A 12273-nucleotide genomic window follows, 5' to 3' on the forward strand; every position below is an offset into this window, starting at 1 on the left:
AACCACCGCTGCTCGGCCTCAGCCTGGCGATGGCTGTCCTGCACGCCCTGCTGTCCCGAGATAGCCGGTCAGCCGGTCGGCGAGCTGCTTCGGCCGGCTGAGCGCCACGGTGTGGCCGCCGTCGACCTCGTCCGGGACGACGCCGAGCCGGTCGGCGGCCACCCGGCGCACGAAGTCCGCCGGGAAGAACCGGTCGTCGCGGGCCAGGAGCACCTTCGTCGGCACGTCCGGCCAGGCGGCCAGCGGCCACGGCTCGTTCCACTCCGCGCTGACCTGCTGACGGACGTGTGACGGGGCCTCGGCCACGAGCTCGGCCGGCACGCCGTTGTAGAACTGCTCGGCCTCGCTGAGCCCCTCCGGGCTGCGGTAGCCGGTGGCGTCCCACCAGTCCCCCGGCTTCTCGCCGGGGCGCGGGATCATCGGGGTGAGCAGGACGAGCAGCCGCACCGGCAGCTCGTCGGCGACCAGCGGCGCGGTGAAGCAACCGTACGACTGGCCGACGACCACCAGGTCGGTGTGGTCGCCGATCGCGTCGACGACCGTCCGGCCGAACTCGGCGAGCCCCGCCGACTCGTCGTCGATGGGCAGCTCCGGCACGACCACGTCGTGCCCCCGGGCGGTCAGCTCGGACGCCAGCAGGTGCCAGTCCCAGGCGCTGCCTCCGCCGCCGTGGATCAGAACGAAAGTGGCCATGCCCCGCAGACTCACACAGGGGTACGACATCCGACCGCATCAGGGCGATGAGTTCCGCGTCCCGCTGGAGTCGACCCTGTCATGACGAAGACGCACACCCTGGAGACCGCCGGGGCCGACATCGTGTACGACGTGCGCGGCCCGCTGCCCACCGCCGACCGGCGACCACCACTGTTTCTGATCGCGCAGCCGATGACCGCCGACGGCTTCACCGCCCTGGCCGCGCAGCTACCCGATCGCACCGTGGTCACGTACGACCCCCGCGGCCTCGGTCGCAGCGTCCGCAAGGACGGCCGGATCGACCACGACCCCGAGGTCCAGGCGACCGACGTCCACGCCCTTGTCGAAGCGCTCGGTGGTGGACCGGTCGAGATGTTCGCCAGCAGCGGTGGCGCGGTGACCGCGCTGGCGCTGGTGACGGCGCATCCGCACGACGTGAGCACCCTGGTGGCGCACGAGCCGCCACTGATCCCCGTGCTCCCGGACGCCGAGGCCGCCGAGCGGGCCTTCGGCCGCGTCCGGAGCGCCTACCAGGCCGACGGATCGAACGCCGGCATGGCCGCCTTCATCGCCATGACGTCGTGGCCGGGCGAGTTCACCGACGAGTACTTCGCCGCGCCCCCGCCGGACCCCGCCCGGTTCGGCATGCCGGGCGAGGACGACGGCTCGCGGGACGATCCTCTGCTCTCCGACCGGTCCCGGGCGGTCAGCGGCTACCGCCCCCGGGTCGACGCCCTGACCGCCGCGCCGACCCGCATCGTGATCGCGGTCGGCGAGGAGTCCGCCGGCACCTTCACCGCTCGGACCTCGGTGGCCACCGCCGAGCTGCTCGGGCAGGAGCCGACCGTGTTCCCCAGTCACCACGGCGGGTTCCTCGGTGCCGACTCCGGCTACCCGGGCCGGCCCGAGGCCTTCGCGCGCAAGCTGCGCGAGGTCCTGGACCGGCACCGCTGAGGGCGATCCGATGTCACAGGGCGGCGGTAGCCTGCCGTCATGCCGAGCGCCGAGCTGAATGAGTTGATCGTCGCGGACGCCGACGCGCTGCGCGACTGGCTGTCGACCCACCACGCCACCTCTCCCGGGGTCTGGCTCGCCCTGACGAAGAAGGGCGGCACGGTCACCACGCTGACCTGGCAGCAGGCGGTCGACGAGGCGCTCTGCTTCGGCTGGATCGACGGGCAGGCCCGCCGGCGGGACGAGGAGACCTCCTGGATCCGGTTCACCCCCCGCCGGCCCGGCAGCTCCTGGTCCCAGCGGAACGTCGCCCACGTGGCCCGGCTGGAGGAGCAGGGTCGGATGCGGCCCTCGGGCCGGGCCGCGGTGGAGGCCGCCAAGGCGGACGGCCGGTGGGCGGCGGCCTACGCGCCGCCGTCGGAGGCGGTGGTGCCGGCGGATCTCCGGGACGCCATCGCCGCCAACCCCGCCGCCCAGGCCATGTTCGACGTGCTCACGAAGACCAACCGGTTCTCGCTCATCCACCGCGTGAACGCCGTCAAGCGGGCGGAGACCCGCCAACGCAAGATCGCCGAGTTCGTCGCCATGCTGGCCCGCCAGGAGACCATCCACCCGCAGAAGGCCAGACCCACACGGACGCCGTAGTCGGGCACCTTCACCACCGGGGGACGTGACGGGGGCACTACCGTTGCGGCGTGCAGATCCGTTTCGACGTACCCGCCGATCCCGCCTATCCGGGCCGGGTGGCCGCCGCCCTCGGCGCCGTCCGGCTGCGCCGGTTCGCCCGGATCGGCGCGGCGCTGGCGGCGGCCGGCGTCGTCGGCTTCGCCGTCGCGCCGGGTGGCCGGTTCTCGTCGCTGTGGACGACGCTGGTCGTGGCCGGTGTGTTGTCGATGCTCTATCCGTCGTGGGTGCGCTGGCGCGCCCGGCGCCGCTCCGGTGACTACGCCGTCGAGGGCGGCTACGAGATCACCGACCACAACATCATGATGCGCAGCGGCTCGGAGTCCAGCGGCATCGCCTGGGACGGGGTCACCGAGGTCCGCGACACCCCCGGCTTCTGGATCGTGTACGTCGGCCGGATGCCGGCCACCGTGATCCCCCGCGACCTGATGTCCAGCGGGGACGCCGAGACGCTGCGCGCCTTCATGACCGATCGGGGGCTGCTACCGAGTCGGTAGTCGGTCGGGCTCGCAGGCGGCCGGCGACGCCGGCGGCCGGATCGGTCGGACGGTGAAGGTGGACGTGATGACACGCCTCAGTCTGCGACGTGGATGACGATCTTGCCACGGCGTTTGGCGGTCTCGAGCGCCTCGTAACCTGAGCGCGTCTCAGTCAGTGGTAGTACGCGGTCCAGCACCGGCTTCAACCGGCCGTCGTCGACGAGTTCGGCGATGGAGTGCAACGCGTCCCGGTCGGGCTCGACGATGAAGTACAGACCGCGAACCCCATGCCGGGCGGCTTCGTGCTGGTCGGGTGGGGTGACGAGGGAGACCAGGACACCGCCCGGCTTCAGGACCGACCAGGACCGCGACTGCGTCGCTCCACCCACAAGATCAACGACTACGTCCACGTCGCGGACATGCTCCTCGAAGCGGTCGTGCGCGTAGTCGATGACCTGCTCGGCACCCAGACCCTTGACGAATTCCAGGTCGGCCGCCGCCGCCGTGGCGCTCACCCGGGCACCGAGACCGGCCGCGAGCTGCACCACGTAGATCCCCACGCCGCCGGCGCCGCCCTGCACCAGAACGCGCTGGCCGGCCTGAAGGTCGGCGTGGTCCACCAGTGCCTGCCAGGCGCTCAACGCGGCCAGTGGAAGCGCCGCGGCCTGGTCGTGGTCGACGCTGGCCGGCTTGGCCGCCAGGACGTGCGCGGGCAGGGCGACGTACTCGGCGGCTGCGCCATCGCGGTTGAAGGGGATCAACCCGTACACGGCCGCGCCCTCGGCGGGGCTCTCCACCTCCACCCCGGAGGCCGCGACCACGCCGGAGAACTCGTGCGACGGGATGATCGGAGTGCGCTCCGGTCCTGACCCGTCCAAACTGTGCGTCCAGGTTGCCGACCAGGTCAGCTCGGTGGGCGTCATCGAAGCGGCCTTCACCGCCACCAGCACCTCCCCGGGCCCCGGCTCGGGCCGCGGCACCTCCTCGTACACGAGTTGCTCCGGTCCGCCCCTGCTATGAGCTCTCACGGCATGCATCGTGCTCATCCGACGCCTGCTCCTTCCGACCATGTTCGATCGGCCCACCGGCCTGTCCCGGGGATGCGCCGAACGCCAAGACCGGCATCATCCAACGGCCCGGCAGCCGCCTACCTGAAATCGGCGACTCCTTACCCCTTCGGGTAGGAAGCGCGGGGGTGCGGCTGTCGGCACCTGAGCCGGCGGCCAGGTGACCACTTCGGGTGATGCTCCTGTGGACGTCCCGAGGGCCACGCCACCGGCTCGACGGGCGCCAGCCCCTGCACGCCGGGTGGCATCCGCTGCTCGGAAGGGGTCGCCGACGCCCGGAACCTGACCTCCGTCGAGGTCGGGAACTGCGGAGCGGCGGCAGTCACCGCCGGCACCGACGCGACGTTCCCAGAGGGTGGCCGACCCCTCGTGGAGACGCGACTCCGCCGAGTTGACGCTGCGCGGGCTCGCCTGGTGATAGCAAGGGCAGGGCGGGCGCAGACCGCCCTCGATCCGCTCCGGGCCGAGCTTCTCGGGATGAAAAGGAGACGGTTCTGCAACCGACATGGCTCGTCGCGCTCTCGTGGGTTGTGCTGGCAGTGGGTGTCGTCAGCGCCGTCGTCATCGTTGTCGACCTCCTTGTCCTGCGGTATCGCCAGCCGGCCAGGGTCATGGAGATCGTCTGGCCGGCAACCGCGCTCTACTTCGGCCCGGCAGCCGTCCTGGCCTACCGACAGTGGGGTAGACCTCAGGCTCCCCGGTGGCTGGAGCGGCACCGCACCCCGCCCAGGACGCCGCGACATGCTGTCACGACGATCGAAACGCTGCACTGCGCGACGCACTGCGTGCTGGGCGCCATCATTGCCACCGTTGTCGTCTTCGCCCTGAGTCTCGAACTGTTCGGCAGAAGATTGTGGCCGGAATTCATCGGTGACTACCTGGCCGCAGCGATGGTGGGCCTTGCGTTCCGCTACTTCACCGAAGCCGGTACGCGTGGTCGAAGAGCATTGGCCGCAATACGGAGGTTTCTCAAGGGAGACCTACTGAGCGTGTCCGTCTTCGAGTTCGCCCTGTTGGGCTGGCTGGCGCTGATGGAGTTGATGGTTTTCCACGAGACTCTGCATCCCAGTAGTCCGGTGTTCTGGCTCATTGTCCAGATCGGGTCGATCATCGGCTTCTTCGCCGCTTGGCGGCCAACGCTGTGGCTGATCCGTCACGGCGCCAAAGAAGAGCTGCTGAGCACGCCGCAGTAGGCGGCACCTCAGTCGGGGCTGTGGTCCACCGTACGGCGGGGACCGGTGAACCACTTCCGTGCCGAGGCCCACCACCACACCGCCACCCCGAGCAGCACCCCGCCCACGGCCAGCGGCGCGTAGTTCACCGCCGACCAGGTGAAGTCGGCGTGCCCGGGCACCCCGGCCGGCACGATCGGCAGCACGAAGTAGACCGAGATGACCGCGATCTCCACCACCGCGATCCAGCCGAGCAGCCGGTACCGCCGGCCGAGCGTCCACGGCCCGGGAACGAACCGGTCACCCAACCGCAGCCGCAGGAAGATCGGGATCAGGAAGGACAGGTAGAGCCCGATCACCGCCACCGAGACCACCGCGTAGAAGGCGACCGGCACGCCGCCGGACTGGTACAGCGCGGGCAGGGTGAGCACCAGGCCGGCCAGCGTCGCACCGATGATGGCGTTCACCGGCGTGCCGTTGCGGTCCACCCGGGACCAGAGCCGCCAGCCGGGGACCGCCCGGTCGCGGCTGAACGCGTACGCCATCCGGCTCATCGAGGTCACGCAGCTCATCCCGCAGAAGAACTGCCCGATCGTCGAGATGATGATCACCGTCTTGAAGAAGAACGGGGTCAGCGCGGATTCGAAGATCGCCCCGGAGAAGCCGCCCGCGTCGTTGATCGCGTCCACGTCGGTGGCGGCGAAGAGGAACGCCAGCAGCAGGATCCAGCCGCCGACCGCCGAGTAGGCGATCGACCGCCACAGCCCCTGGGCGGCGGCCTTGGACGCGCCCCGGGTCTCCTCGGAGACGTGCGCGCAGGCGTCGAAGCCGGTGATCGTGTACTGGGTGAGCAGGAAACCCAGCGGCAGGACGTAGAACCAGAAGGTCAGCCCGCCGCTGTCGCCGTCGCCGAAGCCCGAGTTGTTGAACCGCTCGGTGAAGACGAACCGGAAGCTCTGGTGGTCGTCGGGGACGAGCAGCAGGATGGCCACCACGGCCGCCGCGCCGGCCACGTGCCACCAGACCGAGACGTTCTGGAGTACGTCGATGATCCGGTGCCCGAAGATGTTGATCAGCCCGTGCAGGGCCAGGATGACCACGAAGAGGCCGAAGGTCTGGGTGAGCGTCCCCGCCCAGCCGTCGAAGAGCGCCGACAGGGTCAGGTTGAGGAAGGTGGCGCAGCCGTAGTCGACCGACGCGGTGACCGCCACCAGGCCGATCAGGTTGAGCCAACCGGTGAACCAGCCGTGCACCGGGCGCCCCATCGTCGCCGCCCACCAGTAGATCCCGCCCGCCGTCGGGTACGCCGACACCAGCTCCGCCATGCAGAAGCCGATGATGAGGATGAACAGCGAGATCAGCGGCCAGCCCCAGGAGATGGCGACCGGGCCGCCGTTGTTCCACGCCTGGCCGAACGTGGTGAAACAGCCGGCCAGGATCGAGATGATCGAGAACGAGATGGCGAAGTTGGAGAAGCCGCTCCACTTGCGGTGCAACTCCTGTCGGTAACCGAGTTCGGCGAGCCGTCGGGCGTCGTCGTCCATCGGTTGCTCGGCGGTCGGCACGGGCGTCGTGGCCACTGCACACCTCCTCGAGGTGATCCCCGGTACGAGTGCGCCCGAGTCTGCTCCCGCTGCTGACGATGGTCAATCAGTTGCCCGTGCCGAACTCGCTAATTGCGTTGCCCCCACGTCCCGCCGCCGGCATCCTTGAAGCCGTGACCAGGCCCGATCGCGACGGGCCTTCCCCCGGGCGCTCGGCACCGCCCGGTGCGCGGCGGCGCGGGGCGTCCACCTCTCTCTCGGGTACGGCGGTCCGCCGTACCACCCGGACACCCCGCGCCGCCGCATCCGGCCGACCCCTCACCCGCTGACGCAGGCCCGCAGGAAGTCGATCCCGGGGACGGCGAAGACCAGGCAGACCGCGGCCATCCGGCCGATCGTCGGCCGGCGGGTGGCCACCGCGTACGCCACCATCAGCACCGGCGCCAGGGCCACCTGAACGGCCCACGACTCCCCGCGGACCATCGGGTCCAGGTGGCAGGTGACCAGCCACACCACCGTCGCGACCACCCAGAGCCCCAGCCCGAGGCGGCGGCAGCGCCGCGGCGTCCACCGCACCGCCGCCGTGGTGACCCCGGCGCCGGTGTCGGCGGCCACGTCGAGCACCGTGGTCGGCAGGTAGAGCGCCGCCGCCAGCAGCAGCCCCAGCACGGCCAGCACGAGCGGATAGTCGCCCACCGGCCGGTGCAGCGACCAGCCGGCGACCGGCGCGAGCACGCCCACCACGACGGCGTTGACCGCGACGTCCACCCCGGGACGGCCCTTGAGCCGGGCCGGCGGGGCGCTGTAGAGCCAGCCGAGCAGCAGGACGACGGCGGTGCCGGCGGCGAAGGCCGGGCCGGCCACCAACGCCACCGACACGGCGGCGACCGCGAACCGGCGGTGCCAGGCGGCCAGGTCGGCCTCGGTCAGCACGCCGGTGACCAGCGGGGCCGTCGCCTTGCGCGGGTTGCGTCGGTCGCTGGGCAGGTCATGCAGGTCGTTGACGGCGAGGACCGCGCCCCAGACCAGCGGGCCGAGCACGAGCAGCGCGGCCACCGTCCGGGGCGCCGCCGCCGGCGAGGGCAGCCAGCTCCGGGTCGCCAGGACCGACCCGAACCATGCCGCCGCCCAACCCAGCGGCCAGAACCACGGGCGGGTCAACCGGAGCAGCGCCCCGGCCCGGGCCGCCGGCCCGGGCGGCGCACCCGGGCGGCCCGCCGGCCCGCCGGCGGTGGGGGCGGAACGGTCGGTCGCCGGGGGGTGAAGGGTCATGAGCCGACGCTAGGCAGCCGCCGGGGCAGGAGCCTCCCGCCGACGGGGGCGGCTCACTCCCACCCCCGAGGGAACGCCGGGTCAGGGTTCGAGCACCCGCACCAGGCCGGGGGCGGCCACGTCGACCGGCCCGCCGTACGCCCGCCGCGCCGCCGCCACGGCGTCGGTCGGCTCGGTGCCCGGCCAGAGGTGGGTGAGCAGCACCGACCGCGCGCCGGCCAGCGCGGCGTACCGGCCGACCTCGGCGGCGCTGGAGAGGTTGCCGGCGTGCCGGTCGGGGATGTCGTCGACGTACGTCGCCTCGGCGATCAGCAGGTCGGCATCCCGGGCCAGCTCGACCAGGTCAGGGCTGGGGCCGGTGTCCCCGGTGTAGGCCAGCACCCCACCGGGGCAGGTGAGGCGGACGCCGGCGTTGCTCACCCAGTGCGGCAGCGCCCAGGTTCGCGCCGCGAACGGGCCCACCTCGAAGCCCTCCCCCGGTGCGAACCCGCACAGTCGGTACGCCCCGTCGACCAGGCCCGGCTCGTCGATCGCCAGCAACGCGTCCAGGCTGCCGGCCGGTGCGTACACCGGAAGCGCCGCCGGGGCGCGGTCGGTGAGCACCCGGGCCCGCAGCAGCGGTTGCAGGTCGGCGCAGTGGTCGGGGTGGCCGTGGCTGACGTACACCGCGTCGACCGCGACGGCCGGCAGCCGGGCCAGCAGCGGCTGCACGGTCGCGTACCCGGGGTCGACCAGCAGCCGGAAACCGCCGTGCTCGACGAGGAAACCGGAGCAGCCCTGGTCTGCGCCGGGCCAGGCGCCACGACCCCCCAGAACGGTGATCCGCACCCCGTGACCCTACGCACCGGCCGGGCCTGGCGTCCGCCCCGAATCAGGTGAAGACCAGGCCGAAGACCCAGAGCGCGGCGACCACCACGCCGGCGGTGAACTCGACCAGGAGGGACAGCCCGGCCGCGCCCAACGCCTGCTTCGTGGCCGGCCAGGCCAACTGGTTGCTGCCCAGCCGCAGCCGCTCGGCGACCCACACCCCGGCGACGAAGCCGATCACCAGGCCGACCACCGGGATCACGAAGAAGCCGACCAGCCCGAGCAGGCCACCGGCGAGCAGCGAGGAGGTGGGCACGCCGGTCCGCTTCAGGTTCCGGCCCGGCCAGGCGTACTTGACGATCGTCCCGCCGGCGGCGACCACCGTCGCCGCGGCCAGCACCGCCCACCGGCCCGGGCCGGTGCCGCCGAAGAACGCCCAGATCAGCACCCCACCCCAGCACAGTGGCAGCGCGGGCAGGCCCGGCACCACCACCCCGGCCAACCCGGCCAGGATGGCCAGCGCCGCCACCACCGACACCGCCGCCTGCGAATCCGTCAACCCCACGCCCACTCCCGTCCGTTCACACCGTCACGGCGTCGCCGCGCAGCCGCGCGGTGATCTCCTCGGCCGGTACCGGGCCGCCGAACCAGCGGCCCTGCCCGGTGTCGCAGCGCAGCGCCCGCAACCGTTCGGCCTGCGTAACGGTCTCCACCGCCTCGGCGGTCACCCACAGCTCCAGCGCGTGTGCCAGCCGCACCAGCGCGTCCACGATCCGCTCGTCCCGATGGTCGGCGGGCCCGTCGGCGTCCCCGGCCCGGATCCCCTCGACGAACGGCCCGGCCAGCTTCAGGCTGTGGATCGGCAGCCGCCGCAGGTACGCCAGGTTGGAGTAGCCGGTGCCGAAGTCGTCCACGGCCAGCCGTACGCCGAGCGCCGCCAGCCGGTGCAGCGCCCGCAGCGGCTCCCCCGCCGTGCCCATCACCGCGCTCTCGGTCAGCTCCAGCTGGAGCAGCTCCGCGGGCAGGCCGCTGGTGGCGAGCGCGCCCGCCACCATCTCCACCACGGCCGGCTCCTCCACCTGCCGGGCGGCCAGGTTGACGCTGACCACCAGCCGGGCCGCCGGGAAGGACCGCCACCACGCCTCGGCGTCCCGGCAGGCCCGCTCGAGCACCCAGGCGCCGAGCCGGACGATCAGCCCGGTCTCCTCGGCCAGGCCGATGAACCGGTCCGGGCCGATCAGGCCCAGCTCCGGGTGACGCCAGCGGACCAGCGCCTCGACGGCTCGCATCGAACCGTCCAACAGGGACACGATCGGCTGGTAGTGCAGCACGAACTCGCCCCGGTCCAGGGCCGCGGGCAGGCCGGCGGCCAGCGCCGACCGGGCGATGTCCCGGGCGCTGCGCTCCGGGTCGTACACCGCCCACCGACCGCGGCCCTCCGCCTTCGCCCAGTAGAGCGTCGTGTCGGCGGCCTTCATCAGGTCGGAGGCGTTGGTCTCCCCGGCCGGGCACTCCACGATCCCGATGCTGGCCGAGACGGCCAACTGCTGGTCGCCGATCACCACCGGGGCGGCCACCGCGGCGAGCGCCGACTCGGCCACCGCCACCGCCCGGCCGTCGCCACCGGTCCGGACCAGGATGACGAACTCGTCGCCACCCATCCGCGCCACCAGGTGCCCCTGTGCGGCGACGCAGTCGGCGAGCCGCCGGGCGATCACCACCAGCAGCCGGTCACCCAGGTCGTGGCCGAGGCTGTCGTTGACCGCCTTGAAGCCGTCCAGGTCCAGGAAGCAGACCCCGACCGGCTGGTCCGGCGGGGCGGCCTGGAGGACGTGACCGAGGGTCTCGAAGAACAGCGTCCGGTTGGGCAGCCCGGTGAGCGGGTCGTGCAGCGCCTGGAACCGCAGCCGCTGCTGGAGCTCGTACCGTTCGGTGATGTCCTCGATCATCGCCACGGTGAACCGGGGCCGGCCGTCGTCGTGCCGGACCAGCGACACCGCCAGGTCGGTCCAGACCACGCTGCCGTCCTTGCGGTGGTAGCGCTTCTCCACCCGGACCGTGTCGTGCTTGCCGTCGATCAGCTCCTGGTAGAGCTCCCACATCCCGGCCGCGTCGTCGACGTGGAACAGCGCCGCCACGTTCGTCTGCCGCAGCTCACCGATGGTGTAACCGAGCATGTCGGCGAAGGACTGGTTCACGTCGATGATCACGCCGTCGATGCCGGCGATGCCGATGCCGATGGCCGCGCCGGTGAAGACCGCCCGGAACCGCGCCTCGCTGTCCCGCAACGCCTGCTCGACCGCGTCCCGGGCCTGCCAGGCCGACCGGGCGATCCGCTCCTGCTGGCTGAAGGTCCGGTCGCGCAGGGCCGCGGCGAAGCCGGCGGCCAGCGCCGCCTGCAACGCGTCGACCCGGTCGGCCACACCGCCGGGGCCGCCCCGGTCCGGCAGCACCACGGGTACGAAGCGCTCGCCGAGCGCCCGCACCGACCAGTCGAGTACGCCCGGCTCGGTCAGGTGCGCCTCGACCAGCGCCCGCCCGACGTCCCGGGCCGGCCGGGCGGAGAACGGTTCGGCCAGGGCCGCCTGCGCGAGTCGTACCGTTTGCGCCAGCAGCAGCCGCTCGGTCTCCGCCGCGCTCAGCGGCACGAAGCCGAGCCGGCGCACCGCCCGGGCCCACGCCGAGGCGTACTCGTGGGCGCCCGGTCGGCTGACGTCCTCCTCGCCGGGAGCCACGGCGCTGCCTCAGCCGCCCGGACGGTCCTGGCGGGCGACGCCGCCGAACGCGCCGAACCGTTCGGGGTGCTCGTCGACGTCGGACGGCGAGTCGGGCCGCCAGAGCGGCATGTGCACCACGCCCGGCTCGAGGATCGTCCAGTCGCCGAAGAAGCCGCTGATCTCGGCCCGGGAGCGCAGCGTGATCTCGGTGGCGGTACGCGCCGACAGCCGCTGCGCGTCGAGCATCTCCTGCGGCTGGTCCTCGAAGGTGGAGTGGGAGATGACCAGGAAGCTGCCGGGGACGGCGGCGGCCCGCAGGGTGGCCAGGATGTCGCCCGGACGGTCGGCGTCCGGGATGAAGTGCACCACCCCGGCGAGCAGGATGCCCACCGGCCGGTCGAAGTCGATCAGCCCGCTGCCCCGGGCCCCGTCCAGGATCAGCTTCGGGTCCCGCAGGTCGGCGTGGACGGCGACGGCCCGGTCGTTGCCGGCGAGCAGTTCCCGGCTGTGCGCCACCGCCACCGGGTCGATGTCGACGTAGACGATCCGGGCGTCCGGGTTGGCGGCCTGGGCCACCTCGTGCACGTTACCGACGGTGGGGATGCCGGAGCCGATGTCGAGGAACTGGTCGATGCCGGCGTCCAGCAGCACCCGGACGGCGCGGCGGAGGAACTCCCGGCCGGAGCGCATGGTGGCCGCCAGGTTGGGGGTCATCGCGGCGATCTGCTCGGCGAGCTGCCGGTCGATCTCGAAGTTGTGCGCCCCACCGAGGAAGTAGTCGTAGACCCGGGCGGCGCTGGGCCGCGTCAGGTCGATCTCGGTGGGGATGTTCTCCGGCTTCTGCATGGCTTCGCCCCTGGTCGTCGCCGCGGCGCGGGAGCACG

At 72.5% G+C, this 12273-nt stretch carries 12 protein-coding genes; 4 read left to right on the forward strand and 8 right to left on the reverse strand.

Going from position 1 to position 12273, the window contains the following annotated elements; genetic code table 11:
- Positions 1–18: 18 nt before the first annotated feature.
- Positions 19–693: an alpha/beta fold hydrolase gene (locus tag GA0070564_RS00230; protein ID WP_091600984.1), complete on the reverse strand. Its 675-nt coding sequence runs from the start codon at positions 691–693 to the stop codon at positions 19–21.
- Between the two features lie 81 nt (positions 694–774).
- Here GA0070564_RS00230 and GA0070564_RS00235 point away from each other — a divergent pair, with 81 nt between their 5' ends.
- From GA0070564_RS00235 to GA0070564_RS00245, 3 genes are read left to right on the forward strand one after another with little or no spacing between them, the layout of a single operon-like run.
- Positions 775–1647, forward strand: coding sequence for an alpha/beta fold hydrolase (locus GA0070564_RS00235; protein ID WP_091600986.1), 873 nt, complete (start codon positions 775–777; stop codon positions 1645–1647).
- 39 nt (positions 1648–1686) lie between these two features.
- Entirely contained in the window at positions 1687–2292 is a 606-nt protein-coding gene (locus GA0070564_RS00240) for a YdeI/OmpD-associated family protein (RefSeq protein ID WP_091600988.1), read from the forward strand.
- Between the two features lie 50 nt (positions 2293–2342).
- Positions 2343–2828 (forward strand): YcxB family protein, encoded by a 486-nt coding sequence (locus GA0070564_RS00245; RefSeq protein WP_091600990.1) that lies wholly within the window; start codon positions 2343–2345, stop codon positions 2826–2828.
- 77 nt (positions 2829–2905) lie between these two features.
- Here GA0070564_RS00245 and GA0070564_RS00250 read toward each other — a convergent pair whose 3' ends face one another.
- Positions 2906–3802 carry an NADP-dependent oxidoreductase gene (locus GA0070564_RS00250; RefSeq protein WP_218104863.1) on the reverse strand — a complete coding sequence of 299 codons (897 nt, stop codon included), beginning with the start codon at positions 3800–3802 and terminating at the stop codon, positions 2906–2908.
- Positions 3803–4416: 614 nt separating this feature from the next.
- Here GA0070564_RS00250 and GA0070564_RS00255 point away from each other — a divergent pair.
- Complete coding sequence (locus GA0070564_RS00255) at positions 4417–5070, forward strand: DUF4396 domain-containing protein (RefSeq protein ID WP_141714671.1); 654 nt, start codon at positions 4417–4419, stop codon at positions 5068–5070.
- Between the two features lie 8 nt (positions 5071–5078).
- On the opposite strand, the gene GA0070564_RS00260 is transcribed toward GA0070564_RS00255, so the two are convergent.
- The 6 genes from GA0070564_RS00260 to GA0070564_RS00285 all read right to left on the reverse strand — a co-directional run bounded on the left by GA0070564_RS00260 (position 5079) and on the right by GA0070564_RS00285 (position 12235).
- Positions 5079–6629, reverse strand: coding sequence for an amino acid permease (locus GA0070564_RS00260; RefSeq protein WP_091600994.1), 1551 nt, complete (start codon positions 6627–6629; stop codon positions 5079–5081).
- Positions 6630–6911: 282 nt separating this feature from the next.
- Positions 6912–7865, reverse strand: a complete 954-nt coding sequence (locus GA0070564_RS00265) for a UbiA family prenyltransferase (protein WP_091600996.1) — start codon at positions 7863–7865, stop codon at positions 6912–6914.
- An 81-nt stretch (positions 7866–7946) separates the two neighbouring features.
- The gene (locus GA0070564_RS00270) at positions 7947–8693 is read right to left on the reverse strand and encodes an MBL fold metallo-hydrolase (RefSeq protein WP_091600998.1); all 747 of its coding nucleotides are present in this window, start codon (positions 8691–8693) and stop codon (positions 7947–7949) included.
- Positions 8694–8736: 43 nt separating this feature from the next.
- Positions 8737–9237, reverse strand: a complete 501-nt coding sequence (locus GA0070564_RS00275; protein WP_091604279.1) for a DUF456 domain-containing protein — start codon at positions 9235–9237, stop codon at positions 8737–8739.
- A gap of 16 nt (positions 9238–9253) precedes the next feature.
- Positions 9254–11407, reverse strand: a complete 2154-nt coding sequence (locus GA0070564_RS00280) for a putative bifunctional diguanylate cyclase/phosphodiesterase (protein ID WP_091601000.1) — start codon at positions 11405–11407, stop codon at positions 9254–9256.
- Positions 11408–11416: 9 nt separating this feature from the next.
- On the reverse strand, positions 11417–12235 hold the full coding sequence (locus GA0070564_RS00285; RefSeq protein WP_091601002.1) for an SAM-dependent methyltransferase: 819 nt from the start codon (positions 12233–12235) through the stop codon (positions 11417–11419).
- Between the last annotated feature and the right edge of the window lie 38 nt (positions 12236–12273).

Source organism: Micromonospora mirobrigensis (genome assembly GCF_900091555.1).
GTDB lineage: Bacteria > Actinomycetota > Actinomycetes > Mycobacteriales > Micromonosporaceae > Micromonospora > Micromonospora mirobrigensis.